This is a genomic window from Furfurilactobacillus milii (assembly GCF_009864005.1).
In the GTDB taxonomy this organism is placed as follows: domain Bacteria; phylum Bacillota; class Bacilli; order Lactobacillales; family Lactobacillaceae; genus Furfurilactobacillus; species Furfurilactobacillus rossiae_B.
In genome coordinates this window covers 52,822-78,949 of record NZ_WEZQ01000006.1, presented here as the reverse complement: position 1 = coordinate 78,949, position 26,128 = coordinate 52,822, and the positions used below count along the sequence as shown (strand labels likewise).

Below are 26,128 nucleotides of genomic sequence, written 5' to 3'. Positions count from 1 at the left end.
TTGTTTAATTAAGAGTAGGTTATTTATTGAGAGTTGTATAGGTGCGAATAACTTAGAAAAGTATCCTTTTCCGATATTTGACTCTGTATAGGTGATGAAAATGAATTTTTTGAAAAACGCGAAACGGCTTCCTGTAATAGATTGGAACTTATCGTTTTTTGGTGCTCACGAACAAACTGTTGATGCTAAATGGATAGTACCGGTTGAAAAACATTATGCGTTTGAATGCATCTTTATTTTGCACGGCAGTGAATTTATAGAGATTGGTAATGAACAGTATTTATTAAATAAAGGAGACTTTTTTATAATTCCTCCAGAATTTTCCCATCAGGTTTGGGCAGGTTCGTCTTTAACATATTTTTGTTTTCATTTTGATATTGATAATCCAGCCTTAAAAATTCGTTTGATTCAAGGATTGAGGTATCTCTATCAACGGGATTCCGATCTATGCAAGAAATTGGCGCCTCATCTAAATCGCTTAGATGGATTAATTCAAGATGGCAGATATGACTTTGACACTCAGATGATAATCCAGATTGAACTGTCGCAAATGCTTCAAGACTTTTATGAGACAACAAAATCAGCAACGGTTGAAGGCTCAACGGACACTGCGGAATATGCGCGAAGGATTGCAGACTATCTTAAAAACGAATTAACTAAACAGGTTTTGTCGTTTATTAAGAGTGGCTATGAGATCGAGAATAGTGCTTTAGCTGTTTCAAAAGCAATTGACAAGGTTGGTTTTAGTGACGGATACGGATTTAGAATGTTTAAGGATACTTACGGAATTTCACCAAGGAAATATTTGTCTAAGCTGAAAGTTAATGAAGCCAAAAAATTATTGGTTAAGCCGCAATATTCTGTAATGGATGTCGGAGATGCATTAGGGTATAAAAATAGTGCAAATTTTAGTCGACAATTTAAAAGATGGACAGGGTTAACTCCGAATGAATTCAGAAAGTCGAAAATGAACCATTTAATATCATAAAAGGATAGTAAATGGTCTAGGCAAAACAAAAGCTTGCCATATAGTGTGAGGACACACATATGGCAAGCTTTTGTTTAAAATTCATTTACTTCACTGCCATTCGAATCATATTCCAAGACAATGGTTCCAATTTGGCACTGATATTTTCGTCAGTAAGCTCAACACTAGCTAATGGTTGAATTGCCATCTTGCCATCGCGGTTGTCAGCCTTAACGTCATAACCATAAAACTGAGTTGCTTCTATGATGTGATCAATATCAAAACCAGTAGGATTGATTGATAAGTCGGCGTTTTCATGTTGGTTTTTATTTTCAGCAAAAACGATCAGCTCATTGGCTTCTTTATTATAGATGGTGACGCTGTCCATCAGTGGAACATTTTTAAATTGACGAGAGTTGTATGTTGGGACCTCAACGCCACTATTTAACACAACGCCATGACCATACGTTGCCATTTGCATGAATGGATAATAAATGGATTGTAACCACACGCCTCCATCTGTATTCGTCATAATTGGCGCAATGACGTTGACAAGTTGTGCAAGGCAAGCAATCTTAACGCGGTCAGCGTGTTTTAGTAGTGTCATTAGTAAACTACCAACGAGTAAGGCGTCTTCAAAGTTATAAACATCTTCCAATAAGTGAGGACCAACCTGCCATGGTTTAATTTTGGTGTCAGCGTTGTTTGAATGATACCAAACATTCCATTCATCAAAGGACAAGTTGATTTGTTTATTTGACCGTTTGCGGGCTTGAACCGCATCACACATAGCGATAACGCCACTAATGAATTGGTCTAAATCTTCGTTCTTAGCTAAGAAATTATCCAATTCTGTTGGATCATCATCTCCGTAATAGCCATAGTAACGGTGCAAGGACAGGTAGTCTACATTGTCGTAACATTCATCCAATACGGTTTCTTCCCAAGTGCCAAATGTCGGGTTGTCGAGAGATGAACTGCCACAGGCGACAAGCTCAATACTATCATCCACTTGCTTCATGGCCTTAGCAGTTTCGTTAGCTAGATGCGCATATTCAGATGCGGTTTTAGTGCCAATCTCCCACGGACCATCCATTTCGTTACCTAAACACCAAGTCTTAATAGCAAATGGTTTGGAATCGCCATTTTTGGCACGCAGATCACTCAATTCAGTGCCGCCTGGAAAGTTACAGTACTCGACTAAATCGGCTGCTTCTTGAATGCCACGAGTGCCTAAATTAACCGCCATGTTTGGCACGGCCCCGACTTTCTTTGACCAGTGCATAAATTCATGTAGACCAAATTGATTTGTTTCCAGTTCCCGCCAAGCAATATCTAAGCGGGTTGGTCGTTGATCTTTAGGACCGATACCGTCTTCCCACTTGTATTGTGATAGGAAATTGCCACCTGGATAACGAATCAATGGAATGTGCAGACTTTTTACTGCTTTGATAACATCTTTGCGGAATCCTTCTTCATCGGCTTCAGGATGATCAGGTTGATAAATACCGGTGTAAACAGCTCGTCCTAGTTGTTCAATAAATGAGCCGTAGATGCGATCATCAATTTTGGAAATGGCATTGTTTGCGGCGGTATTGATAATAGCTTTCATAAAATTACCTTTAGCTTTCTTTAATTTGACCACGACGATCGATTAATGTTTCTCGAATCGTCGTTTCTTTGCGTTCGAACTTTAAATAAGCAATCATAATAAGTGCGCCACCGATAAAGAAAATGGCGGGAAGATAACTAAAACAGAATTTGATGGCGGAAAGCGATGCTGCATTTTGTGCAACACCAGCTTTGTAGCCAGCGTGGTTAAGAATCATTGATGGAGCCCAACCGCCTAGACCAGATCCCATCTTAATTGCGAATGAACTACCGATTGCGGTTAAGAAACCACTGGCGCGAATCCCGTTTTTCCATTCACCGTAATCGACTGTGTCTGATAGCATTGCGAATGGCATTGAGACGGAAATACCAGTACCGATGGATGCGATGCTCCAGGCAACAGCTAAGGCAATGAAAGAGTGACCAGTAAATGCGATTGCAATTTGACCCAAGGCTGCAAGTAATAATCCGGCAATTAAAACTTGCGTTTTAGCAAATTTTTTAACAAGGAATGGAATTAACAGCATACCTACCATTTGAAACATAACTAATGCGTTTAACACTGATGCAAAGCCCTTGGCACCGAGATTGTACTGTGTGTAATACACTAAAACCGATGTTCGCGAAGAGTTTCCAAGCCAATAAAAGATAAAGCCAAGAACCAAGATGAACCAAGGCCAATTAGACTTGGCCGCTCTAATTGAGTCTATAATTGGCAAGGCTTTCTGTGATTGAGTGTTGATTTCACGAGTATCGAAGAACGCAAACATGAGAAGAGCAAACCCAATAACAGCTAATACAAGCGCGGTTGTGCGCCAACCAGTGACGGCACTGCCACCGCCAAAAAAGGCCACGAAACTTAAGGTAAAGGTTGCGGTGATGAAAAACCCGATGTTACCACCGATCATTCGTGTACTGTTTAGCTTGATTCGTTGGTCGGAATCGTTACTGAGATTTGGCAAAATGGAGCTGATGGGAGTTCCAACTCCTGTATATGAAATTCCAAACAGAAGGTAGGTAATCATTGCCCACCAAAACTTACCAGTTGAACTTAGCGAAGGAGACCAGAACATGAGAATAAAGAATATTGCAAACGGGAATGCAATCCATAAAAAGTACGGACGACTTTGTCCCCAACGTGTGTGGGTATGATCAATAATAAATCCCCATACTGGCGCGTCAAAGGCATCAAGGATTCGTGCTGCTAAGAGAATCGTGCCTGCTGCAGCGACTGATAATCCGAAAACATCAGTGTAGTAGTACAAAATAAAAGTTGTAACAGTGGTATAAAGCAGGTTTCCTGCCATATCTGTACTGGCATAGGCTAGCATCCGATGAAACGGAATTTTGGTTGAAGATTTGAGCGATTCTGCAATGTGGCTTTTCACAATGTTTCCTCCTGAAGTGAATAAGATTGGTCGATATTTTTTAAAAGCGCTTTCATTGACCTTAATTTACCCATATCATTAAGCAATTAACATTCAATAGCTCACAGAGTATTTATAAAAAATCACACTTTTAAACTAGCTATGCAGTTTTGGAAGACCATCGGACGCATAATAGGGGGCAATAGGGAATTGATGGCTGGTGTCGACGAAAACGCACGGAGGAAAACAATGACTCAATATTTATCTATATCATGCTTGCCCTTTCCAACATTTATCGAAGGTGGATATGCGACTTTTGAAGTGGGCGAACAACATCCAAATCGAGATGATTTACAATACTTCATTCTTATGGTTATGCGTAAAGGTTGCTTGTTCATCGCCGAAGATGATGCTCACTATACAATTAAGGCTGGTCAGATATTTATATTGCGTCCAAGACATCACCATTACTCTTGGAAGCCAGTGGCAGAGCGAACGGAGTACTACTGGCTTCATTTTTATGTGGCTGGAGAATGGAGTCAAAATGTCAATCCGACACCGTTGACACCAAGTATTGCCGTTCCGACGCTGCATTACTACACACCATCGACGACTGTTTATTTGGCCAAGCAATTCAATATTCCAAATCAAGATCAACTCATGCCAACAATTCGGCAAATTTTCGAGGAAAGCCAACAGTCCAACAGCTATGGTTTTTGGCGAGCTCAGCAATTATTTATTGATGTGCTTCAAGCCGTACAATATAGTTCAGCCAAGGAAACGCGTCTTGCAGAGCTAGCGGCACATGTTCAAGAATACTTGCGCACTCATTACCAATCACGGATTACAAATGAGGAATTGAGCCGGGTCTTTCATTTCCACCCTAATTATATTAGTCGAGCAGTTAAACAGACGACTGGCTTGACGCCGGATGAGTTTGTTAAACAGTATCGGATGGAAGAAGCAAAACGTCAGTTACTTAATACGTCGCTTCCAATTTCTACTATTGCTGAAAGGATTGGTTATCAAAACATTTATTACTTGGTAGATTGTAAAATTAATCCGAACGCTGTTCGGACAAAAAAGATCAGCTTCCTTTAAAATGGTGTTTACCACAAACCCATTTTTTAGGAGCTGATCAATTAACCAACGCCCCCTTAAAGTACTTAACTGGCAAACACCTTACCAAGTGATGCTGACTAATTTGTCAAAAAATTCGGATCAAATTTGCAATCTACCACTTTTCAACGTCTTTTAAGAAGCAAGTTGGTGTCTCACCTAGAACATATCGAATCAATGGTTAACACCGCGACATAACGAATCGATGTGTGATATTTTATAAATTTATCTTTGGCTTTTACATTTATTGATAAGCTTGAGCGCTTTATACTCACTGTAAAGCGCTTTCATTAATTTAAAAATAGTGAGGTACACACATGCATTCAAAACGCTTCAACATGCAGTACAATTCCCATGGAGCAATTACAAGTCTTATTGATCAGGAAGACACTTATCAGATGAACTGGGTAATTAATCCTAGTTACTTAGATAAAGCAGGCTACACCGACAGTGATAAATTGTTTGGTGAATTCGAAATAGTAATCGGGGACCATCATTACAAAAGCATTGAATTAACGCCGGTTATTAAAGAAACCAGTGAACAATTGATAGTTAAATATCAGCTCCCTGAAGCAACAATTACGTTGAATTATGAATTGATTAACGATCAGTTGCAGTGGCAAATTCTGTTACAGAATAATACGTATGAGCCTGTAAAAATAACAAGTCTCGGTGTCTGGTGCTCACTGGCCTATATTATGTTTCGAGATCGAGATGTCCTCCAAAACATTCATCGTTCCACAGCTGTTTTTCCTTCGGTTGCCCCGAACTTTACTAAATTAGCTGGAATGCGCCGTGATAATGAAGGAAAGAACATGGGGTTATTTCAGACAGCAGGTGTGGTTCAGTCAGTTGGAACCGCTTGTGAGTGGACGAATCGATTCTTTGAAAATGTATCGCCGTCATTGGATGGTATGTTGTTTCATCAACTCATCTTGGCCGGTGGGTATCCACAAACAAAAGCACCAAAAAGAGATTGGATATACCCGCATAGTAGCATCACTTTAACCGACGAAATGAAGTGGTCTTTTGTCCTCACCCCCTTTAGTGATCAGGATAATTTTACTGATGTGGCCCAACATTTTGGTCACCCACGCATAACATACCCACCAATTATCATTCGAAACCAGACAGCTACAGTAATGATCGAGGAACCAACGAACGATTTGGTTGAACGAATTGTTTTACGTACTAATGTTGATAACAAGATTATTGAACGTGATGTAACCTCTAGTCTTAAACAAAACGTGTTGACGTTAGCTCCAACAGAGGTGGGCGAACATGAGTTGCGTATTACTCTTGAAAGTGGCAGACAGGATCGTATTGTATTCAATGTTATGCGGCCGATTCATCAACTGATTCAACAGCGCGTGGATTGGTTAAGCATTCACTCTTTCGAAGATGCTTCGGGCAAACATCCATATTCATTCGGACCTGTTTCTAACCAAGGCGAATCGTTAGGTAAATTGAGTTTAATCTTAATGGCAAATCTGTTAAATCCGACTGAAAAAACAATGGCTCAGGTGCGACAGGTCGAACAAAGTGCTGTGTACTACATTCGTCAAAAATGGTTTGTTGACGGTGATTTTGGCAAACCAGCGTCCCTGTATGGAGACTTTTATCGCGTAATGGATTTTGAATACATTGGACATGTCTACTACTTATTATCACTATTTGGGGAAAATGTTTTAATACTCAATCAACCGACAGTTTATCTTCACTGGGCTGCGGATGTCTTTAATTTACGAGTTAATCCAGATATGCATGAAAGTCAGCGTGCCAAGGAAGAATCGCAAATGTTGGGCGTGTACTTTTTATACATTGATGGTCTGCTGAATGACTTAAAAGCTCATGGTATGAATGAGGACTATCAGCTAATTAAGGAATGTTGGGACAAAGCCGTAAAGCGCGTGGCAACTGATAGTCAATCGTATAAGGCTGCCATTACAGAGCACTTTTATGATAATGCCGGTTTTGGACCGGCAACGGGGGCTTTGGCCAATGCCGGCTATACGAAGGCTGCCAGTCGATATGCAGAATTATTAAAAGCCAACATTGGCTTCAGCAATGATTTTCGAAGCCAGGCGCCAGACCGTTGGTGGGAAGCCCTCTCTTATATGATTCACTCATTATGGGGCGGGATTACAGCGGCTTCTAGCCTACTAGCCTATGAAAAAATGGGTGACACTGAGCTGCTACGAGGGGCTTATCGTGCATTTGCGGGTGTGTTATACATGTATGATGCAAACGCAACCACAACAGATCGTCTGCTCAAACATGGAGAGGCAGCCTCGACGTATAGCATTGCAGGGCCAAATATCAATCGACCGGACCTATCTCGAAATCGCTTTGGCCAATCAGTTTTTGCTCAGGACGGTGGTATTTTTACTAGACTATTCCCTGATGGTGATACAGGCCACGATGATTGGGATATGGGCGAAGAATTGGCCGCTTACTTAACTGGATTTGGACAAAAGGCGTATGTGTACACAAAAGCAGATGGAACACTTAGTGTGATCAATGGCAACCTAGTCAAATTAAGACAGGATGAGTACAGGGTTACCAGTTATGCACCATATCCTCGTGAAATCCTAGATGTTGAACGAAACAGGTGTTTAAAAACATCGAGTGAGACAGTTCGTTACAATATTCAAGATGGATTTAAAACGGATGAAGGTTAGTATTTATTCATGATTAAATGATTTATATAAAATGAGCCATTAAGGAGAGGTAGCAACCGTTCCTTAATGGCTCATTTTTGTTACATTTTCGATTGCCTAATTATCAGAATCATTTGCTGGCGTCGGTGTATCTTTTGGCGCCTCGACTTCACCAGCCTGTACTTTATCCTCTTTCTTTAAGAAGAACGCAGCGAACAGTGTAATGACGAAGACTAGAACACCCATCCAGATGTACGTGTGTTGGTAACCGATCACATCGTATAATTTGCCGGCAACAGAGGAGAAAATGAAGACCGATATTTGCTTAGCAAAGTTAGACGCGAGCGCGTAAACCGTGGCGTATAAACGAATATCGAAGGCACCAGCGATGTACTTCATGATAGACGTTAACAACAATGGCATTTCCAATCCGGCGAGCAAACGGAAGAAGACAACCCAGCCCCATGTTGGTGACAGAGCAGAACCTAAGATCCGAATGCATGTGATGAAGCCGTAGATGATTAAACCGTTTTTAGAACCGATTTTGTTGATGATCCATGGCATTGGGAACATGAGCAAGAATTCAATGGCCGTTTGACCGGAAGTCATGTAACTGTAAACCAATGTGCCTTGTGCGGCGGTGTGGAAGAACGTCTTGAAGAAGATAATGAATTGTTGGTCGAACACATCGAAAATAGCTGATGCGCCCATGTAGAAGATAGCCAGAACCCATAAGTTTTTAATCTTGAACACAGACATAACAGTCTTCATGTCCAAAGAGTTAGATGTGTCCCCAGCAGCAGAAGCGTTGTCCATGTCGATTTTGTCACTGAACAACAGTAAGCCAGTTAAGATAATGGCAGCAACGGTACATGCCCAGAAAATTGAGTCTGGTGACCACAGGAATAAACGACCGGCAATTAATGAAGCGACAACACCGGCAACAGAACCACCGACACGTGAGTGAGCATATTCAAACTTGTTTGCTAAACTGGCACGTTGAACATATTGTTCAATAACGGAAACCCCACCGTTTAAGACAAAGCTGAGGAAGGTCCCAGTGACAATGGCAACCAAGAAAGAATTGATGTGAAGCAATGGTAAGAAGACCCACTGAAAGTAAGGTCCGATAAAAATAGCAACAACAGAAATTAGAATAACTAAGTTCTTTTTGAATAAAAGTTTGTCAGAAACGACCCCGAAGATTGGTTGGAAAATAAGCGAAATTCCGGCCATCATGGAGAAAACAGCCCCAGATTCGGTTCCGTTTAAGTGACCGACTTGTTCCATCCATAGCGTTAAATAGCCATAGACGGTAGCCCAGATGAAGAAATAACTAAAGTGGGAGAAGGGAAACCCCCAGAAGTGTTTTGATTCAGTTTTTTGCATGATATTTTTAACCTCTATTTTCTAAATGATTAGTCATAGTTGTAAGGCACTGGTTTGCCAAAGTTAGGGGTGCCATCATCGTTCCATGTAAAGGATTGAACCTTCGTATGGCGATTTGGATCATACAGTGGATCGCCCTTGATTTCCGTGTAGTCACGACAGTGGTAAACCAAAATATCCGTTTGACCGTCTTCAGCTACTGTGAAGGAATTGTGACCAGGTCCGAATTGATCATGGTCAAGATCACTTTGAAAGACTGGCTTTTCCGCCTTGTGCCACTGACTGGCATCAAGCAAATCAGCATTTTCATCAACGCTTAGCATGCCCATGCAGTAGTTTTCATCGGTCGCACTGGCCGAGTAAGTTAAGAAGTATCGACCATTACGATGGATCACGGCAGGACCTTCATTTACCCAGAAAATCTTCGTTTCCCAGTCAAATTCAGGTTTGGTCAACATTACAGGCTTAGTTTTAAGTGTCCAAGGGTTAGCCATTTCAGCAATGTAGATATTGGAATTACCCTTAATGGCTGGATCTTTTTGTGCCCAAACGTAGTACAACTTACCGTTGGCTTCAAAACAGGTTGCATCGAGCGAGAAAGAATCCATTGGTGTTTTAACTTGACCATGTTCAATCCAATCATCTTCGCTGCGCATTGGATCTGCGTTATCGCATTCGATGCAGAACATACGGTGTTGGAACATACCGTTTTTGTCGAACGCCGTTGTTTCGGCTGCGGCAAAATAGATGAACCATTTGCCGTCGATGTAATGAATCTCTGGCGCCCAGATTAATTGACTCATCGGGCCGCTGTCATGTTTACGCCAAATAGTGCGTGGTGCAGCATGGGCGAGGCCGGCCAATGTTTTGGCACGACGGATTTCAATGAGGTTATATGCAGGTACCGAAGCGGTGAAATAATAATAGCCGTCTGTGTGTTTATAAATAAATGGATCGGCGCGCTGCACAATTAGTGGATTAATGTAATCTGTTGCAGTTGTCATATCAACTTGTCCCTTCATGTCTTGTTTGTTAATCGGACGAACGACGTTAGCTAACTTGTTATCCTTTGTACAAGATTAGAGTACAGGCAGAAGCAAACGCTTACAATGATGTTTGCGATATTTATTCGAATAAATTTGGATAATGTAAGCGTTTATATTATAATTTTAGTAAAAGAAACCGCTTTATATTAATTTAAAGCAATGTAAATGTTGTTTGTTACCGTCTGATTAACAAAAAGGTTGGTGTTATCCATAATGGAATTGGATTTGTCTAATGAATCCTTGCTAGCGTATAAAGCACTAGCCAGTCCAGTTAGATTGGCTATTCTCAGAAAGCTTTCATATAAGCATTTGAGCGTTCGTGAACTGGCTGAAGAAATGAAACTTAGTAGCACAATTGTGTTGATGCATCTCAACAAACTCGCTGAAGCGGGCCTGATTGAATTTGAACGAGTCGGTCATAACAAGGTGTCTAAGTTGAAGGTTGATCATATCAATGTGAACTTCCCTCAAGAGATTTACACGGCGTTTGATGTTCAAACGACTGATGTGCCAGTGGGACACTTTACTAACTTTTCAGTGAAACCGTCATGCGGTCTGGCCGGAAAAGATAATTATATTGGCAAGGTCGATAATCCGGCATATTTCATGGATCCCGAACGAATGAGTGCGGGGATGATTTGGTGGACAGAAGGATTTGTTGAATATCAGTTTCCAAACTATCTGGCTAGAAATGATACGTTGCAGATGTTAGATTTATCTATGGAACTAGGCTCTGAATTCCCATTTTCTAATAACGTTTGGCCCTCTGACATCACGTTTTCGATTAACGGCCACGCAATCGGCAATTGGACAAGTCCTGGTGATTTCTCTGATACTCGGGGAAAGTACACGCCGTTGTGGGTGCCAGATAACGTTAATCAGTATGGTATTTTAAAAACGGTCCGTGTCACTGATCACGGGAGTTATCTCGACGGACAACCATTCTCTGAAGCGTCGCTAGATGATCTAAAGATAGACGGTGATACTGTCACAGTTCGTTTTGAAGTTAAAAAGAATGCCAAGAACCGTGGCGGCTGCACGATTTTTGGCAAAGGGTTTGGGAACTTTAATCAAGATATCGAAATGAAGATGTTTTATAGCTAGTTTAAAAACGCTGAACCATCAAAGCTGATTCAGCGTTTTAATATTCATTCGGTTAGTAGTGGAGACGGTAGCCAATTGTGTTAATGGCGGTGTCTCCGGCCGTGAGGACAATGTTACCAAAACCGGTATGTTTGGTGGCATCAGGTAACGTCTGTGCCTCGAGGGCGACACCTTCGTAGGCTTGGCCAGTACCGTTGGAACGCTTGAAGTTCATATTATCGTGTGTAAAGGAATTAGCGGTGAAAACTACGAGCCCATTACGTTTTGAGAGAATGTCGACTGAGCGGCCCGAAACTGGGTCTGCCAGAGTGGCAATCCGGTTATTGTCATCTGGTACAACTTTGAAGAGGTCATCGAAGCCCTTTTCTTCAGTGTCTTGCATCCCTGCAATAGCGGTGCCGAGTGTCGTGGCCTTCTGGAAATCAAATGGTGTGTCTGCGACCTCAATTAGCTCGCCAGTTGGAACCTTTTTATCATCAAAGGCTAAATGTTTTGTACTGTTAATTTGTAATGTATGCTGTTTGATGGTTTCGTTGTTTCCTAGATTAAAGTAGGTGTGAAGTGTTGGGTTAAAGACTGTATCGGCGTTTGATCGCCCAACAAAGCTGATTCTAACGACATCATTATCACTGAGTTGGTAGTGAATTTCGGCATCCAAGTCACCAGGGAAACCATCTTCTGACGATTTCTGTAAGTGCCGGAAGATGATTTCTGGCTCCCCGTTTTTGGTGGAAATTTCACCATCCCAGATCTGTGAGTTGAATCCATGCGGTCCGCCATGTAGGGTTGTCGTTCCTTCGTTGACTGGGACGTGAATCGTTTTTCCGTTCATTGGGAATTCACCATTGCCAATGCGCCCGCCTGTGCGCCCGATGCCCATGCAAACGTAAAATGGATTGGCTAAGTAATCAGCACTATGATGATAATTCAAGACGAGATTGTCGCCACTTGGTAATAAGATTTCATAAAGAGTTGCGCCAAGACTTAAGGCAGATACGGTAACGCCATGAGCGTTGACAAGACTAAAACGATAGATTTGTTGACCATTAAAGGTATCAAATGGTTGGACTGTTGCGCGAATAGATTGTGACATACGGAAAACTCCTTTGTTAAGTATAATTCGAATATATATTCGAATGAATCGAACGTTAGACTTTAATGAATTGAAATAAATATATAATTACATTACCACATTTTATGAGACAGCAGACTGGTAAAGAGAAAACGGTTACATATAAATTTGTAAATTTATTGTGATATCGGAACTTTTACACTACACTAGGATGAGTGAATGATTCGTTTCAATTTATTAGTAATGGTGACGTGTCTTAAAAGTGAGCATCATTACATATCAAATTAGGTGGAAATATGGAAAACAAGTATCAAAAAGTTAAAGATGGTTTGAAAGAGGCAATTCTAACAGGAAAGTATAAGGTTAACGATAAACTGCCAACTGAGACTGAGTTGATGGCGATGTACGATGTTTCTCGCTATACAGTTAGAAGAGCCGTGGGGGATTTAGAGGGTAGCCACTTTATTTATCGGATCCAAGGTGGTGGCATGTTTGTTCAAGATTGGCACAAAGACTGGTCGAACGATAATGACAGTAAAATGATTGGTGTTATTACGACACATATCGCGGATTATATCTTTCCGGATATAATTTCTGGGATTGACCGTATTATTTCAGATGCTGGCTATTCTTTGCTGATTAGTAACACGCATAATAACCATGAAAAAGAGCGTAAAAGCTTAATCAATATGTTGGATACTAAAGTTGCTGGCCTAATCATTGAGCCAACACAAAGTGCACTGCGTAATCCTAACATGGACTTATACCAAGAAATTAAGGATGATCAGATTCCAACATTATTTATTAACGCTAAATATCCTGATTTGGACTTTCCGAGCGTCACGACAGATGACAAGGCTGCTGAAGAACGCATGATGGAATATCTTTTTCGCATGGGACATCAAAGTGTCCTAGGCGTTTTTCAGGTCGATGATATTCAAGGGGTTAACCGAATGAACGGTTTTGTTCAGGCGTACCAACGTCACCCTGAATTTTCCTACCAAAGTAACCTCATCATGTATCAATCAGGGGATGACTTTGAACGGGTCATGGGTCGAATTCGGATATATTTGGAGCAGGATGAACGGCCAACGGCAATTGCTTGTTATAACGATCGTTTGGCGATTCAAGTTATGGACTACCTGCGCTCGAACAACTATCGAGTGCCTGAGGATGTTTCGGTCGTAGGTTTTGATGATTATCAGATGGCACAATATATGAGTCCGTCGCTGACGACATTAAACCATGAGAAAGAACGTATGGGTGAAGACGCAGGGCGCATGTTGATTAAGTTGTTGAATCGTGAAGATGTTCAGGATATCAATTACGAACCAGACTTAGTCAAACGAAACTCGGCTGTTAAACCAGCTGATGCTACTGTCGATACTCAAAACTGAATAAGTGCGAATTAAAAGGGCGGTCTCGGGAAGTTAATCTTCTCAAGGCGGCCCTTTTAGTATATCCATTAGTGCTTGATTAACGGATAAACATTATTTGCTTTCAACATTTGAAACAGCGTCATCCTCAGCAGCACGTGAACGCAAGTCAGCTTCGATGTCTTCAAGTGATTTGCCACGGGTTTCCATAAATTTGGTGTGCGTGAACCAGATACAAATTGCACAGATAACGGCATAGAAGAGGAAGGAATTAGCCAACCCCATAGTACTGAGCATTGTTGGGAACGTTAGTGAAACCAACATGTTGGCAGCCCAGTTGGTTGCGGAACAAAGTGAAGTTCCTAAGCCACGGATGTTAAGTGGGAATACTTCACCAATGAAGACCCAGGTAACAGGTGCCCAAGTTGCGGCATAGAAGGCAACATAAACAGTAAGCGCGATCGCACTAACAATGGCAGCAACCTTTGAACCACTGTCAAACTTCAAGATAACACTCATAACTAATAGTGATAATCCCATCCCGGTCGCACCGAAGATGAGCATCTTTTTACGATCAATGTGATCCATCAGTAATAAGGCAATAACAGTCACGATAACGTTAATGACACCGATACCGATGTGGGCCAGTAATGCGGCCGCAACACCCCAACCAACCTTTGTGAAGATGGTTGGCGCATAGAAGATAACAGTGTTACTACCAATAATTTGTTGGAAAATAGCAACACCAAGACCAGTAATTAATGCAGGGCGAACAGTTTTACCAAACAATTCAATCCAGCCACCGGTCTTTTGAGCGGCTTGTTCCTTAATATCAGCTAAGGCTACATCAACCGCATGGTCGTCACCATTGTTGGTGCTTTCCAAAACAGAACGAGCCTCATCAATTTTGCCGACTTTGACCAAGAACCGTGGACTTTCGGGCAAGTAAAGCGCCCCCAAGAATAAGATGGCAGCAGGTAAAGCGGCCAATCCGAGCATCCAACGCCAGCCTGTGAACAAACCGGAGAAGGAGTAGTTCAGAATATAAGCTAGCAAAATTCCGATCATAATCATTAACTGCCAGAGCGTGGTAATTGCACCACGGTTCTTTTTAGGAGCAAGTTCCTGCAGATAAGCGGGAACCAATGCAGACGTGATCCCGACACCAACCCCAAGGATGACTCGGGTGGTTAAGAGGACATAGAATTCTGGGGCCAATCCTGAACCAATCGCACCAATGAAGAAGATAATAGATGCCCAAATCAATAGAATTCGACGACCATATTTATCCAAGAACTTACTAGTAGCAAGGGCACCAATGATCGCACCAATCAAGACAGCTGAAACAACCATCCCTTGCTGCCATGAACCTAATCGCAATTGCTTTTGAATAAATAAGATGGCACCTGAAACAGATGCAATATCATAACCAAACAAAAGGCCACCTAACGAACCAAACGTATAGATGAAGCCATTCGACACTTTTTTCAAGACGAACCCTCATTTCTATAAATAGATGTGAACCGTTGAACCGCCAACTGAAGAAGGACATCAAGCAGTTGAACTCATCGTCGATTCAGACGCGAAGTAAAAAATAGCAAATACAAACGTACTAGGTAAAGAATGAAAATCTGTCGACAAAAATAGAAAACGCTTTCAGGAAACAATCTATATCATTTATTCGAATAAATCAATAGAAAAACGACAAATTTATGCGATTGTAGTACAACTGGAACAAATTTTATGATTAATTACGTGAGATTAAATAGCTGATTTAAAGGCTTTAAATAGTTTTTATCGCTTGGCTTTTAAAGAATAAGAAATGATAATGGCGTGATTGTGGTTACCTATAAGTAACTATGATCAGATTATTTAGTTTTCCGTATTAATACGTATAAATAAAAATAGTGTTGATTTATTCGAATAAATAAATTACACTATGGTCGTTGACAAAAATGAAAACGTTTTATTTTACTTTTGAATTTGTATTTGGAGGATGTTCACATGAACTTAGTTGAAACCTCCCAAGCGGTTAAGAGCGGTGATGTTTCGCTAGGTATCGAACTTGGTTCAACACGAATCAAGGCGGTTCTGGTAACTCACGACTTTCAGACAATTGCATCTGGCAGTTACGTTTGGGAAAACCAATTCGTTGATGGTGTATGGACGTATCCACTGGAACAGGTTTGGACTGGTATTCAGGCCAGCTATACCCAGATGGTGGCAGAAGTTCAAAGCAAGTATCACAGTCCGTTGACTAAAATTGGGTCGATTGGTGTCAGTGCCATGATGCATGGATATCTGGCGTTCGATCAGGCTGGTAAGCAATTGGTGCCCTTTAGAACCTGGCGTAACAACATTACCGGTCAGGCAGCCGATGAGTTGACGAAGTTATTTTCATTTAACATTCCGCAACGTTGGAGTATTGCTCATTTATATCAAGCAATTTTGAATAATGAACCTCACGTTAAGGATATTGACTTTATCACGACATTAGCAGGTTACGTACATTGGCAATTGTCAGGCAAGCGTGTATTGGGTGTTGGTGATGCATCTGGTGTGTTCCCAATCGATGAAAAAACGGGTACGTATTCCGAGACAATGTTGAAAGCGTTCAATACTCAGGACGCTGTTAAACGTTACCCTTGGAATACTAAAGACATTCTGCCGAGTGTTTTACCTGCTGGTCAGCAAGCCGGAACATTGACAGATGTCGGTGCTAAATTGCTCGACGTTAGTGGCAATCTTCAGGCGGGTAGCGTGATGGCACCACCTGAGGGAGACGCTGGCACAGGGATGGTTGGCACCAACAGTGTTCGCAAACGTACTGGGAACATTTCCGTCGGCACATCAGCCTTTTCAATGGTCGTTTTGGATCAGCCTTTAAAGGCAGTTCACCGTGATATTGATATGGTTATGACACCAACGGGTGCACCAGTCGCAATGGTTCATATCAATAACTGTTCATCTGACATTAACGCTTGGGCCAACTTGTTTAGTGAGTTTGCGGCCAAGCTAGGAATTGATCTTAAACCTGATCGGTTATACGAGACCTTGTTCTTGCAAGCGACCCATTCAGATCCAGATGTTGGTGGGCTAGTGAACTACAGCTACTTATCAGGTGAGAATATCACCAAGATGTCGGCTGGCCGCCCATTGTTTGTGCGGACACCAAAGAGCAACTTTACGCTAGCAAACTTCATGGCCACGCAACTCTACGCCGCGTTTGCACCACTCAAAATTGGGATGGACATCCTGACAAATGAAGAAAATATCAAAACAGATGTCATGATTGCTCAGGGTGGTTTGTTCAAGACACCAGTGATTGGCCAACAAATTCTTGCTAATGCATTGAATACGCCAATTACAGTGATGAGTACCGCTGGTGAAGGCGGTCCGTGGGGGATGGCAGTGTTAGCCATTTATGCATTGCCTGGCGAGAACGAAGATTCCCTTGAAGACTTCTTGGACCGTAAAGTCTTTGCTAATCCTGAAAGCATGACGTTGAGTCCGGAACCAGACGGTGTTAAGGGCTATCAACAATTTATTGAAAATTATCAAGCTGGTCTCCCCGTTGAGGGTGCAGCCATTAATGATATTCCAGAACGAAAGTGAGGCTGACTGTTAATGCTGGAAGCGTTAAAACAAGAAGTTTATGAAGCAAATATGCAATTACCAAAACTGGGACTTGTTACTTTTACATGGGGTAATGTTTCAGGCATCGATCGCGAAAAAGGGTTATTCGTCATTAAGCCATCTGGTGTGGAGTATGACGAAATGAAGCCTTCTGACATGGTCGTTGTGAATTTAAAAGGTGAAGTTGTCGAAGGGGATATGAACCCTTCAAGTGACACACCCACTCACACGGTGTTATATAACGCCTTTCCAAATATTGGTGGGATCGTACACACACATTCACCATGGGCCGTATCGTTTGCAGCTGCCAAGATGGACGTGCCTGCGTTAAACACCACGGCCGCAGATACGTTCTTCGGGGATGTGCCGGCTGCTGATGCGCTAACTAAGGAAGAAATCGAAGAAGACTACGAAGGCAATACGGGTAAGACAATCGTGAAGACCTTCAAGGAACGCGGTTTGGATTACGAAGCCGTTCCTGCTGCTTTAGTTAGCCAACACGGTCCGTTTGCTTGGGGTGCTACTCCGGCCAAGGCTGTTTATAACTCTAAAGTTTTGGAAGTCATCGCTGAAGAGGATTATCACACGTTGCAATTGACTCGTAGTGATACCGAGTTGCCACAGTACTTGTTGGACAAACATTATTATCGTAAGCATGGCAGCAATGCATACTACGGTCAAAATAATGCGAAGTCTAAGTCGCATGCGCTAAGAGAGTGAGTACGAGAGTGTGATTAGCTCCGGGGTGAATTCGAGCAATAAGCAGAAAGGCGAATGATTTGACTTTCAGTTTATGCACAGGGTTCAGGAGCTAAGAGCACGTTTAGGCTATGTAGTAGTAAAAACAAAAACATTAAACACAAAGGAGAATTCATTATGTTAGCAGTTCCAGATTACGAATTTTGGTTTGTTACGGGTAGTCAGTTCTTATATGGTGAAGATCAATTAAAGCAGGTTGCTAAGGATGCTGAAGACATCGTTGACAAGCTGAACGCAAGCGGTAAGTTGCCTTACAAAGTTGTCTTTAAAGATGTTATGACGACAGCCGATGGAATCACGAAGTTTATGAAGGAAGTTAACTACAACGACAACGTTGCCGGTGTTATCACATGGATGCACACTTTCTCACCAGCTAAAAACTGGATTCGTGGGACTAAATTGTTACAGAAGCCATTACTTCACTTGGCAACGCAATACTTAAACAAGATTCCTTACGACACCATTGATTTCGATTACATGAACTTAAACCAAAGTGCTCATGGTGACCGCGAATATGGTTACATCAACGCACGTTTGGGTGTTCACAACAAGATCGTTTACGGCTACTGGGGTGACGAAGAAACACAAACTGAAATCGCTAAGTGGGAAGATGTTGCCGTTGCCTACAACGAGAGTTTCAAGTTGAAGGTTTGTCGTTTCGGAGACACAATGCGTAATGTTGCGGTTACTGAAGGTGACAAGGTTCAAGCACAAATTGACCTTGGCTGGACCGTTGATTACTACGGTGTTGGTGACTTGGTTCAAGAAATCAGCAAGGTTAGTGAAGCTGACGTAGACAAGGAATACGAAAAACTGGCAACTGATTACACCTTGGTTCAAGGCGACAATGATCCTGAAACATACAAGCATTCAGTTCGCGTTCAATTAGCTCAATACCTTGGTATTAAAAGCTTCTTGGACCGTGGCGGTTACTCTGCATTTACGACAAACTTTGAAGATCTGTGGGGTATGGAACAATTACCTGGTTTGGCCGCTCAATTGTTGATGCGTGACGGCTATGGCTTCGGTGCTGAAGGTGACTGGAAGACAGCTGCCCTTGGCCGTTTGATGAAGATTATGTCACACAACCAAAAGACAGCCTTCATGGAAGACTACACGTTGGACTTACGGAAAGGTCACGAAGCCATTCTTGGTTCGCACATGTTGGAAGTTGACCCATCAATTGCTAGTGATAAGCCACGGGTTGAAGTTCACCCATTGGACATTGGTGGTAAAGCTGATCCAGCACGTTTGGTCTTCACTGGTTCTGAAGGTGACGCGATTGACGTTACGTTGGCTGATTTCCGTGATGGATACAAGTTCATCAGCTACCCAGTTAACGCAAATAAGCCAGAAGCTGAAACACCAAATCTGCCAGTTGCTAAACAATTGTGGACACCAAAGGTTGGCTTGAAAGCCGGCGCCACAAAGTGGATCGAAAATGGTGGTGGTCACCACACTGTCTTCACCTTTGCTTTGGACGAAGAACAAATCAACGACCTTGTTACCATGTTTGGTTTGAAGTCGGTGGTTATTGATTAAGAGTGCTCGCGAAGCCCGGTAGAAATCGAGCAATAACATGAAACTGCTGCCATGCAGGTGACTTTTCCTGTATGGCAGCAGTTTTAGGTTATGCGCAGGTTTCTGGGCGACAGTGACACGTTTCGGCTATGAAGTAGTGAAGCAAAATAACGAGGTGAATACATGATAAAAACCAACAAGCAAAGGATGTTAGCAGGCGATATCTTTGACGTTTACGACGCTGAGCTTGTCGCTGAACGTGCCGAAGCACGTAAACAAATTGAAGAATTTAATGCACTAGGAGAGCGAGATCCTGAACACAGTACTGCAATCATTAAAAAGTTGTTTGGCGAGACGGGGCAAGACTGTAGTGTCCATGCGACTTTCCGTTGTGATTATGGATATAACATTTATGTTGGAGACGATTTCTTTGCCAATTATGATTGCGTAATGTTGGATGTGGCACCGATTCGAATTGGCAAACATGCTTTGTTAGGACCCAAAGTGCAAATCTATTCGGTTAATCATCCTGCTGATCCCAGGTTGCGTCGTAACGGGGCGAAAGGTATTGGCAAACCAGTTACCATTGGCGACGACGTGTGGATTGGTGGTGGCGCAATTATTTGTCCTGGTGTAACACTGGGGGATAATGTCATCGTCGGCGCTGGTAGTGTTGTGACAAAATCTTTTGGTGACGATGTCATTATTGGCGGCAATCCAGCGCGAGTGCTTAAGACAAATCTTGAAAACTAAAAAATCGTATGGTGCAGGAGACATTAATCTTCCGCAACATACGATTTTTTAATTCTGTGATTCGACAGCTTCTTGGTTCTCAAGCTTTTGCATTTTACCATCGTCGATTTGATACACGACATCGCTTTTAGTAATCAGCCGTTCGTCATGGGTTACCATGATAATCGCTTTATTCAGGTCATGAGCCTCGCTAACCAAACGATCAACGACATCAAACGAACGGGTCGAGTCCAAGCTGGCTGTTGGTTCGTCAGCTAAGATAATGTCAGGTTCGTGATATAGCGCTTTAGCGATTGCGACACGCTGGCGTTCACCACCGGATAGTGCATTTGGATAGGCATCATCTAGGTTCTTCAAATCTAGTCTATCCAGCAATTGACGCATTTCCTTTTCTTGAAATTTTTGGTGAGCCAAACGGTCAATGAGCTTAAATTGTTCAGAGACAGTCAGATAGGGGATCAAGTTTGAACTTTGTAGAATAAAGCCAACATGATCAAATCTGTATTGTAGCCGCTGCTTTTCTGTTTGGGTGGCTAGGTCTGTGCCATTTAGCAAAACTTTACCGCTTGTCGGTGTTTGGAGTCCGGCCGCGATGGTCAAAAATGTACTCTTACCAGATCCTGATGGCCCGATGATTGAAACAAATTGGCCTTGTTGAATTTCGAAATTTACATCACTAAGTGCGTTGACCGCGGTATGGCCGCTTCCGAAACGTTTTGATACGTTAACAAGTTCCATTACGTTTGCCATGTTTTTCTCCTTTACTTCTTGTTATTGCTCGACTTCTCCTAGGCTTCGGCATCGCTCTCATAAACGTGCACCTGACGCCCAGAAGCTTGTGCATAACCCGAAAGTGAATGATTCGGAAAATCACCGAATTCTTCACTTTCACGTTAGTGCTCAGCTTCTCCCAGGCTTCGGCACCACTCTTTTATTTAATTGCCGTGACTGGGTTAATTTTGGCAATCGTGTGCCAGGATAGTAGGGATCCTAGAATAGAAGCGAGGATTAATGAGATGGCATAAATGCCGAGTTGTGGGTAGTTTAGTGCAAACGGCATACCTGTTGGGGCGATGGCGCCGATGCCAATCGTGATCAATAATCCGACGGCGACACTGATCACGCTCATAACGGCGGCCTGTGTCACAACGCTAGCAAGGATGTGACGCGTCCCGATTCCTTCAACTTTCAGAACGCCAAACAGTGACTGCTTTTGTAAGGTTAGAACGTACATAAAAATCCCGATAATGGCCAGTGACATGGCGAACAAGAAGTAGATCATTGTGTTTAAAGTTGTCTGTTCAGCACTGTAACCAGGCAGATTTTGAATAAAATCATTGATTGGGAGCCGTTGTAAATTGTGTTTGTTACCGGATAATTGACTGTTTTTGGTGATAATGGCATTAATTCCAAGAGGCTTCGTGACAGGGGTGCCAGCGGCCTTAATTTTAGCCAGTGTGGCCAAGTTCATATACATGGTTGGGGCAATACTGTATGTGCTCTTACCGTAACTGCCGACAACGGTTAATTTTGTGTCGTTCGATCCCAAACGGACCTTGTCACCAATCTTAATCCCTTGGTCCTTTAGGTTTTGTGAAATGATGATTTGATTATCACGTTGGACTTTATGGCCGCTAGTAACCTTAGGCATAATGAAGCTGTTGTTGGCAGTTCCTAGCGCGGAAATGTCAATCTTGTTATTACTACCAACTTTGCGAACGACGGTACTATCCAGTGCAATGTTTGCGACCTGCTTACCCTTGACGTCATTAGTTGCATCGGTGGTTAACTGTGATGCCATGATGTTTTTGTTAGCATCTTTGTTCAAATAAACGTATTTGGCCTGCCATTGATCGACTGCTAAACGGTTCCCTTGAGAGAGACCACCAGCCAATCCGGCTAGAATGAAGACAACAAGCGCAATCAGAACCATCACACCAGTTAACAGACTATAGCGTAACTTTTCGTAGCGCATTTCTTTTAGCCCTAAATACATGATGATTTCTCCTTTTTCCAGTAGATTTGCTTTCATTTATCAAGTGATAAATAAGATTACAACTAATTGTACGCTTTTTCCTAAGAAATGCAATTTGAGTGCTTTTTTATCATAATTTGGTGTGCAAAATAATTGTTTTAACTTAACCTAAAATATTTTTCCTGCTATAATGTCATTGGAGGTGGAGTCCATGACAACGATTTATGTGGCACCAAATGTGAAGCAGCAAAGCGTTGAATTGTCCGATGGCAGTCGTGGTGAAGTTGAGGCAGAAACTGAGGGCGCTGGTCAAACCCGATACAGTTTCGATTTTAATTATCATTTGCATCCTAGTTTTTGGGTTGATCGTCCGTTACAAAACGGTATGACGGTAAATGTGCAAACGTTGGACGGGCCTGAAAAGTTTCAAATTGAATTACGTTGATTGTTTTATATATTTATTGGGTCGAGCGTACGTGATTATATATAAGATTGGCAACAAATCTGCTTTAAGTAGTAGGTTAAATGAAAGAGCATCAATTCACTGATATCACAGTGATTGATGCTCTTTTATAGTGGGTTGGGTTTTCCTGAAAACGTTTGCAATGAAAATGGGTAAAAGCCTATAATTGACAACAGTATAACCGCGTCAAATCGGCATTGGCCGCAATTATAAGTGGAGGCAGAGTATGTATTTAGCAAACGAACATCGGTATGAACAGATGATGTATCGGCGAGCAGGTAAGAGTGGCTTGAAATTATCCGTTCTCGGTCTCGGATTCTGGCACAATTTTGGCAGTGTGGACGAGTATGAGACCCAAAAGCAGATCGTCCGAACGGCGTTTGATGCAGGCATAACCTATTTCGATTTGGCGAATAATTATGGTCCAGTGGCAGGCAGTGCTGAAACGAACTTTGGACATCTGATGGATGAAAACTTAAAACCCTATCGTGATGAACTGGTTATTGCCAGTAAGGCTGGACATCGTATGTGGGATGGCCCCTATGGTGACGGTGGTTCGATGAAGAATATTTTAGCAAGTGCCGATCAGAGCCTTCAACGTATGCACTTGGATTACGTGGACATCTTTTATTCACATCGCCCGGATCCTGACACACCGGTTGAAGAAACGGCATATGCCTTAGACAAGCTGGTACGGGAGGGGAAAGCCTTATACATTGGGATTTCGAAGTACAATCCGGAGCAGACAGCTGCCATTGAGGCGGTCTTTGACGATTTACACACGCCATACATTGTCCATCAAGATCGTTACAATCTGTTTGATCGCCACATTGAAGATGGTTTGCTAGACAAATTGGCGACCGACCAAACTGGACTAGTTACGTTTAGCTCGTTGGCACAGGGCCTGCTGACGGATCGTTACCTGAACGGCATTCCTGAAGACTCACGTGCGCATCGGTCCACGAGTCCGTTTTTGCATGAGGATCAGGTCGAGCAAACACTGAGTACGGTTAAACGGTTGAATGAAATCGCCCAACAGCGTGATCAATCGTTGGCCGATATGGCAATTGCCTGGTTATTGCATCATCAACAAGTCACAAGCGTGCTGATTGGGGCTAGTCGTCCGCAACAACTTAGAGACAACTTGGGTGCCTTAAAACACTTAGAGTTTAGCGATGACGAGTTGTCTGCCATTGATGCAGCTTTGAAATGATTTTGGATAGTATAAAAAAGCGTTTGAACTGATGACTTCATTTAGAAGCCATTACGTTCAAACGCCTTTTTATTATGCAGTAATTAATAGTGACGGCCCAAAATGATTAGGTCGCGAGGAGTGCCAGCCATATTAGCGATTTTTGGCAAATGTCCCCACTCTTCATAGCCAAACTTATGGAACAGATGCAGGCTGGCTGCGTTGGAGTCGAAAATGTAAGCTACTACGCTGGTGAAATGAAGGTTGGCAACCTGTCGTGCTAGTAACGACATCACCTGACTACCATAGCCGTGACCAGTCGTTTGTTGATCTAAGTAAATCGAAATCTCGGTCGTATGAGCGTACCCACCGCGCCCATAGAAAGGTGACAGGCTGACCCAGCCAATGATGTTATCGTCATCTTTAACCATCCAAATGGGATAACTGTCTGATTGGTGCGCTTCGAACCATGACTGACGATCATCAATGGTCACCGGCGCTAAATCAGCAGTGACGGCATGGCTGGGGATGCTCTGGTTATAGATGCTAACAATAGTGGGAAGATCGGATTGGGTGGCAATTGCTAAGGTAAGGGACATGTGGAGGACTTCTTTCTAACAGATTAAATTTAATTATAGAAATACTAATTGTGATGTGACAATGATGAAGGCTAAAACGTAATTAAAAAGATGAATTGAATCTTTTTCTCATTTTGAACTTTGACATAAAATACGTTCATTAGTCGTCATATTTATGAAGCATGGCGTGAAGTTCATCCCTTATTTCATCGCGCAATTTTGTCGGTTTTAAAACGTTTACCAAATTGCCTTGACTAAGTAACCACATTTTAGCGCCGGTATCGTATGTTTTTGCTTCAATCAGAACGCAATGACGGACTGAATCTCTTTTTTTTACAACGGAGTTTGGAAAACGATCTAAAGCAGCTTCAACAATGCCAGAAAACTCAAAGAGAAGGGTGATTGTCTGACCAGGTTGCATATATTGAATCTGTTGGCGTAACTTACCATCTTCGAATCTGTCAGCGTAGTTTTGAGTTATTTTCTTGTTAATCTGATGATAATCCTTTATTCGATCAGCTCGAAAGAAGCGATTACCTTTTCCCTGAGGATTAAATGCAATTATATAAAAATAGTATTCGGAAAAAATGACCGATTCTGGCAAGATAATGTATGTTTTATATTCACCATGTTGACGTTGATAAGTTATTTGGACTGCTTGTTTTTTAATAATAAACTGACTAAATTGCCAAATTGTTCGTAGAAGTGGTTGATCATGATGGACTGGAAGGTAGTAGAAACTTTCATTTTGAATAATCGGTCGAATTTCATGCTGTTCTTCAGGCGTTACAAGATTCAATAAGCCGTTCACTGTCGTTTTCATTTCTTTACTCGTCAAAGAGCGACTAGCCAATAATGTTTTGATAATGACTAAAATAGATTGTTTTGAAATGCTATCTTGGTCTGTCTCTAAAACATAACCGTTTAGACCTCGCTTGTACTGCATTTGGTAGAAAAGCTGTTGATCATCAATGAACTGACGAATTTGACTAAAGTCTCTTTGAATAACACGTGCGTTCACATTAAATCGTTTAACTAAATCTTGTTTGTGGACCACTAGACCACTTAATAATTGTTGAAAAATAAATAACTGTCGGTATGCTGCATTCAATATGTACACCGTCCTTGAAGCGACTTGAATTTGAAATATTATTCAGGTCATTTTTATTTATAAATAGACTTATTGTGTCTATGCAAAATTTTAGACTGAATTTACTGAGTATACAAGGAGGCCAGATATGAACGAGATTTATATGTGGAAACAAATTTATCAAGAATTTTATGAAAGTGTTGGTAAAGAGGCAACGTTAAAGATATATCAAACTTATTCCGGCAATCAAATTAGTTTCCCGAAACGACTATTGAAGCCCCAATATGAGTACGAACAAATTATGGACGAGTATAGAAGTGGTCTTACAATAACAGATTTGGCAATTCGACATCAGTACAGTGAAAGAACAATTTATCGAATCGTTAATAGGAGCAAAGGCAGCCGGAACACCTTCAACTTGTAATGACATTTACATTACAGGAGTCATTA

The 26,128-nt window shown here is 41.9% G+C and carries 22 protein-coding genes; 12 read left to right on the top strand and 10 right to left on the bottom strand.

Translation table 11 applies throughout. The features are described 5' to 3' along the window. The first annotated feature begins 100 nt into the window (after positions 1 to 100). Positions 101 to 988 carry a helix-turn-helix domain-containing protein gene (locus GB993_RS05875; protein ID WP_161003464.1) on the top strand — a complete coding sequence of 296 codons (888 nt, stop codon included), beginning with the start codon at positions 101 to 103 and terminating at the stop codon, positions 986 to 988. Between the two features lie 85 nt (positions 989 to 1,073). On the opposite strand, the gene arfA is transcribed toward GB993_RS05875, so the two are convergent. Together arfA and GB993_RS05865 are read right to left on the bottom strand one after the other, a co-directional pair. Beyond that, positions 1,074 to 2,579: an arabinosylfuranosidase ArfA gene (gene arfA, locus GB993_RS05870; RefSeq protein ID WP_161003463.1), complete on the bottom strand. Its 1,506-nt coding sequence runs from the start codon at positions 2,577 to 2,579 to the stop codon at positions 1,074 to 1,076. Positions 2,580 to 2,589: 10 nt separating this feature from the next. Then, positions 2,590 to 3,909: a glycoside-pentoside-hexuronide (GPH):cation symporter gene (locus GB993_RS05865; RefSeq protein ID WP_162854068.1), complete on the bottom strand. Its 1,320-nt coding sequence runs from the start codon at positions 3,907 to 3,909 to the stop codon at positions 2,590 to 2,592. Positions 3,910 to 4,194: 285 nt separating this feature from the next. Between GB993_RS05865 and GB993_RS05860 the strand changes: the two genes are divergently transcribed. Together GB993_RS05860 and GB993_RS05855 are read left to right on the top strand one after the other, a co-directional pair. Beyond that, on the top strand, positions 4,195 to 5,046 hold the full coding sequence (locus GB993_RS05860) for a helix-turn-helix domain-containing protein (RefSeq protein WP_161003461.1): 852 nt from the start codon (positions 4,195 to 4,197) through the stop codon (positions 5,044 to 5,046). A gap of 335 nt (positions 5,047 to 5,381) precedes the next feature. Beyond that, complete coding sequence (locus tag GB993_RS05855; RefSeq protein WP_161003460.1) at positions 5,382 to 7,745, top strand: hypothetical protein; 2,364 nt, start codon at positions 5,382 to 5,384, stop codon at positions 7,743 to 7,745. Positions 7,746 to 7,841: 96 nt separating this feature from the next. Here GB993_RS05855 and GB993_RS05850 read toward each other — a convergent pair whose 3' ends face one another. Next, positions 7,842 to 9,113, bottom strand: a complete 1,272-nt coding sequence (locus GB993_RS05850) for an oligosaccharide MFS transporter (protein WP_017263020.1) — start codon at positions 9,111 to 9,113, stop codon at positions 7,842 to 7,844. Positions 9,114 to 9,142: 29 nt separating this feature from the next. Then, positions 9,143 to 10,117: a glycoside hydrolase family 43 protein gene (locus tag GB993_RS05845; protein WP_161003459.1), complete on the bottom strand. Its 975-nt coding sequence runs from the start codon at positions 10,115 to 10,117 to the stop codon at positions 9,143 to 9,145. A gap of 255 nt (positions 10,118 to 10,372) precedes the next feature. Between GB993_RS05845 and GB993_RS05840 the strand changes: the two genes are divergently transcribed. Next, complete coding sequence (locus GB993_RS05840; RefSeq protein WP_161003458.1) at positions 10,373 to 11,263, top strand: ArsR/SmtB family transcription factor; 891 nt, start codon at positions 10,373 to 10,375, stop codon at positions 11,261 to 11,263. Positions 11,264 to 11,315: 52 nt separating this feature from the next. Here the strand turns inward: GB993_RS05840 and GB993_RS05835 are convergent, their stop codons facing one another. Continuing rightward, positions 11,316 to 12,356: an aldose epimerase family protein gene (locus GB993_RS05835; RefSeq protein ID WP_161003457.1), complete on the bottom strand. Its 1,041-nt coding sequence runs from the start codon at positions 12,354 to 12,356 to the stop codon at positions 11,316 to 11,318. 275 nt (positions 12,357 to 12,631) lie between these two features. Here GB993_RS05835 and GB993_RS05830 point away from each other — a divergent pair, with 275 nt between their 5' ends. Continuing rightward, positions 12,632 to 13,732: a GntR family transcriptional regulator gene (locus GB993_RS05830; RefSeq protein WP_161003456.1), complete on the top strand. Its 1,101-nt coding sequence runs from the start codon at positions 12,632 to 12,634 to the stop codon at positions 13,730 to 13,732. Between the two features lie 93 nt (positions 13,733 to 13,825). Here GB993_RS05830 and GB993_RS05825 read toward each other — a convergent pair whose 3' ends face one another. Beyond that, positions 13,826 to 15,202, bottom strand: coding sequence for a sugar porter family MFS transporter (locus GB993_RS05825; RefSeq protein ID WP_161003455.1), 1,377 nt, complete (start codon positions 15,200 to 15,202; stop codon positions 13,826 to 13,828). A gap of 513 nt (positions 15,203 to 15,715) precedes the next feature. Between GB993_RS05825 and GB993_RS05820 the strand changes: the two genes are divergently transcribed. The 4 genes from GB993_RS05820 to GB993_RS05805 all read left to right on the top strand — a co-directional run bounded on the left by GB993_RS05820 (position 15,716) and on the right by GB993_RS05805 (position 20,380). Continuing rightward, positions 15,716 to 17,326: a xylulokinase gene (locus GB993_RS05820; RefSeq protein WP_161003454.1), complete on the top strand. Its 1,611-nt coding sequence runs from the start codon at positions 15,716 to 15,718 to the stop codon at positions 17,324 to 17,326. A 12-nt stretch (positions 17,327 to 17,338) separates the two neighbouring features. Continuing rightward, positions 17,339 to 18,067 (top strand): L-ribulose-5-phosphate 4-epimerase, encoded by a 729-nt coding sequence (locus GB993_RS05815; protein ID WP_017263012.1) that lies wholly within the window; start codon positions 17,339 to 17,341, stop codon positions 18,065 to 18,067. Positions 18,068 to 18,223: 156 nt separating this feature from the next. Beyond that, positions 18,224 to 19,648, top strand: coding sequence for an L-arabinose isomerase (gene araA / locus GB993_RS05810; protein ID WP_017263011.1), 1,425 nt, complete (start codon positions 18,224 to 18,226; stop codon positions 19,646 to 19,648). 162 nt (positions 19,649 to 19,810) lie between these two features. Continuing rightward, positions 19,811 to 20,380, top strand: a complete 570-nt coding sequence (locus tag GB993_RS05805) for a sugar O-acetyltransferase (RefSeq protein ID WP_161003453.1) — start codon at positions 19,811 to 19,813, stop codon at positions 20,378 to 20,380. A 48-nt stretch (positions 20,381 to 20,428) separates the two neighbouring features. Here GB993_RS05805 and GB993_RS05800 read toward each other — a convergent pair whose 3' ends face one another. Beyond that, positions 20,429 to 21,130 carry an ABC transporter ATP-binding protein gene (locus GB993_RS05800; RefSeq protein ID WP_161003452.1) on the bottom strand — a complete coding sequence of 234 codons (702 nt, stop codon included), beginning with the start codon at positions 21,128 to 21,130 and terminating at the stop codon, positions 20,429 to 20,431. Between the two features lie 181 nt (positions 21,131 to 21,311). Continuing rightward, positions 21,312 to 22,376 carry an ABC transporter permease gene (locus tag GB993_RS05795; protein ID WP_161003451.1) on the bottom strand — a complete coding sequence of 355 codons (1,065 nt, stop codon included), beginning with the start codon at positions 22,374 to 22,376 and terminating at the stop codon, positions 21,312 to 21,314. Positions 22,377 to 22,566: 190 nt separating this feature from the next. Here GB993_RS05795 and GB993_RS05790 point away from each other — a divergent pair, with 190 nt between their 5' ends. Both GB993_RS05790 and GB993_RS05785 read left to right on the top strand, forming a co-directional pair. Beyond that, entirely contained in the window at positions 22,567 to 22,800 is a 234-nt protein-coding gene (locus tag GB993_RS05790; protein WP_161003450.1) for a hypothetical protein, read from the top strand. A gap of 244 nt (positions 22,801 to 23,044) precedes the next feature. Beyond that, positions 23,045 to 24,031, top strand: coding sequence for an aldo/keto reductase (locus GB993_RS05785; RefSeq protein ID WP_161003449.1), 987 nt, complete (start codon positions 23,045 to 23,047; stop codon positions 24,029 to 24,031). 83 nt (positions 24,032 to 24,114) lie between these two features. Here the strand turns inward: GB993_RS05785 and GB993_RS05780 are convergent, their stop codons facing one another. Together GB993_RS05780 and GB993_RS05775 are read right to left on the bottom strand one after the other, a co-directional pair. After that, complete coding sequence (locus GB993_RS05780; RefSeq protein ID WP_161003448.1) at positions 24,115 to 24,609, bottom strand: GNAT family N-acetyltransferase; 495 nt, start codon at positions 24,607 to 24,609, stop codon at positions 24,115 to 24,117. A gap of 139 nt (positions 24,610 to 24,748) precedes the next feature. Next, positions 24,749 to 25,708: a helix-turn-helix transcriptional regulator gene (locus tag GB993_RS05775; protein ID WP_347877350.1), complete on the bottom strand. Its 960-nt coding sequence runs from the start codon at positions 25,706 to 25,708 to the stop codon at positions 24,749 to 24,751. 118 nt (positions 25,709 to 25,826) lie between these two features. On the opposite strand from GB993_RS05775, the gene GB993_RS05770 reads away from it, so the two are divergent. Beyond that, the gene (locus GB993_RS05770; RefSeq protein WP_161003446.1) at positions 25,827 to 26,102 is read left to right on the top strand and encodes a Mor transcription activator family protein; all 276 of its coding nucleotides are present in this window, start codon (positions 25,827 to 25,829) and stop codon (positions 26,100 to 26,102) included. Positions 26,103 to 26,128: the final 26 nt, after the last annotated feature.

Bases quoted from the DNA above. Each gene is read 5' to 3' on its own strand.
- GB993_RS05875 (WP_161003464.1), top strand. From the start codon at position 101: ATGAATTTTTTGAAAAACGCGAAACGGCTTCCTGTAATAGATTGGAAC.
- arfA (WP_161003463.1), bottom strand. From the start codon at position 2,579: ATGAAAGCTATTATCAATACCGCCGCAAACAATGCCATTTCCAAAATT.
- GB993_RS05865 (WP_162854068.1), bottom strand. From the start codon at position 3,909: ATGCTAGCCTATGCCAGTACAGATATGGCAGGAAACCTGCTTTATACC.
- GB993_RS05860 (WP_161003461.1), top strand. From the start codon at position 4,195: ATGACTCAATATTTATCTATATCATGCTTGCCCTTTCCAACATTTATC.
- GB993_RS05855 (WP_161003460.1), top strand. From the start codon at position 5,382: ATGCATTCAAAACGCTTCAACATGCAGTACAATTCCCATGGAGCAATT.
- GB993_RS05850 (WP_017263020.1), bottom strand. From the start codon at position 9,113: ATGCAAAAAACTGAATCAAAACACTTCTGGGGGTTTCCCTTCTCCCAC.
- GB993_RS05845 (WP_161003459.1), bottom strand. From the start codon at position 10,117: ATGACAACTGCAACAGATTACATTAATCCACTAATTGTGCAGCGCGCC.
- GB993_RS05840 (WP_161003458.1), top strand. From the start codon at position 10,373: ATGGAATTGGATTTGTCTAATGAATCCTTGCTAGCGTATAAAGCACTA.
- GB993_RS05835 (WP_161003457.1), bottom strand. From the start codon at position 12,356: ATGTCACAATCTATTCGCGCAACAGTCCAACCATTTGATACCTTTAAT.
- GB993_RS05830 (WP_161003456.1), top strand. From the start codon at position 12,632: ATGGAAAACAAGTATCAAAAAGTTAAAGATGGTTTGAAAGAGGCAATT.
- GB993_RS05820 (WP_161003454.1), top strand. From the start codon at position 15,716: ATGAACTTAGTTGAAACCTCCCAAGCGGTTAAGAGCGGTGATGTTTCG.
- GB993_RS05815 (WP_017263012.1), top strand. From the start codon at position 17,339: ATGCTGGAAGCGTTAAAACAAGAAGTTTATGAAGCAAATATGCAATTA.
- araA (WP_017263011.1), top strand. From the start codon at position 18,224: ATGTTAGCAGTTCCAGATTACGAATTTTGGTTTGTTACGGGTAGTCAG.
- GB993_RS05805 (WP_161003453.1), top strand. From the start codon at position 19,811: ATGATAAAAACCAACAAGCAAAGGATGTTAGCAGGCGATATCTTTGAC.
- GB993_RS05800 (WP_161003452.1), bottom strand. From the start codon at position 21,130: ATGGCAAACGTAATGGAACTTGTTAACGTATCAAAACGTTTCGGAAGC.
- GB993_RS05795 (WP_161003451.1), bottom strand. From the start codon at position 22,376: ATGTATTTAGGGCTAAAAGAAATGCGCTACGAAAAGTTACGCTATAGT.
- GB993_RS05790 (WP_161003450.1), top strand. From the start codon at position 22,567: ATGACAACGATTTATGTGGCACCAAATGTGAAGCAGCAAAGCGTTGAA.
- GB993_RS05785 (WP_161003449.1), top strand. From the start codon at position 23,045: ATGTATTTAGCAAACGAACATCGGTATGAACAGATGATGTATCGGCGA.
- GB993_RS05780 (WP_161003448.1), bottom strand. From the start codon at position 24,609: ATGTCCCTTACCTTAGCAATTGCCACCCAATCCGATCTTCCCACTATT.
- GB993_RS05770 (WP_161003446.1), top strand. From the start codon at position 25,827: ATGAACGAGATTTATATGTGGAAACAAATTTATCAAGAATTTTATGAA.